Below are 954 nucleotides of genomic sequence, written 5' to 3'. Positions count from 1 at the left end.
TAACTCAATATCCAATGCGTTGTGTAGTTGCTTTGAAATCTCTTCTGATTCTTTCTTCGACGCTTTTACGAACGGGAATTTGCCCATGCGCTTTTTCACTTGTGGCGCCTCTACAGAATGGTGTTTGCGAATACGCGCAACAAAGAAGCCTTCACAGTCATAAACCTGAGGGAAGATGTGTAAGAAACCTTCTTCTGTTAATGCGGCGTTGGCATTTTCAAATAATCCATCCAGACTCTCAAACTCAACCGCGTCACCAAAGGTTTCTTTTAAGTGATGGCAAACTTGCTGGTTTTCCTCGGTACTTAACGTACACGTTGAGTAAACTAGCACGCCACCTGGCTTAAGTGCGTGGAATGCGCTTTCAATGAGATCTTTTTGCGTATCTGCGATTTCTAGAACGGACGCTTGTGTCCAATTCTTCATGGCATCTTCATCTTTACGAACTGTGCCTTCGCCAGAACAAGGGGCATCAAGCAATACCGCATCAAATTGTTCAGGTAACCAACCACCAAAAACGCGGCCATCAAAGTTGCTCAAAGCGGCATTGCGTACACCACAGCGTTCGATGTTGGCATGCAGAACTTTTACGCGGCTTGCCGCGTACTCGTTCGCGACAAGTACACCTTCATTTTTCATTAGTGCGGCGATCTGCGTGGTTTTTGAACCTGGTGCAGCAGCGGTGTCTAGTACCGCATCGTAAGATTCGTCATTCATGAATAGGGCAGATACTGGCATCATCGAGCTGGCTTCTTGAATGTAGAATAAGCCAGACATGTGTTCTGCTGTGTTGCCTAATGGTACAACCGACTCGTCGGCTTCAATCCAAAAACCAGTCTCACACCAAGGGACGGGTGACAATGTCCATCCTTTGTCTTCCGCGCGCTTAACAAAGTCTTCCACACTCATTTTGAGCGTGTTTACACGGATACTTTTGCGAAGAGGCCTTTGACA

1 protein-coding gene is annotated in these 954 nt (G+C 46.5%); it reads right to left on the bottom strand.

The window, feature by feature from the left end:
* Positions 1-954 (bottom strand): NOL1/NOP2/sun family putative RNA methylase (locus R7Q48_RS25300; protein WP_318132894.1); only part of this gene is annotated, 954 nt, incomplete at both ends.

It is taken from the genome of Vibrio sp. 378, from assembly GCF_033339435.1.
Note: the sequence above shows the minus strand (reverse complement) of the source record. Positions and strands in the feature narration are given on the sequence as shown.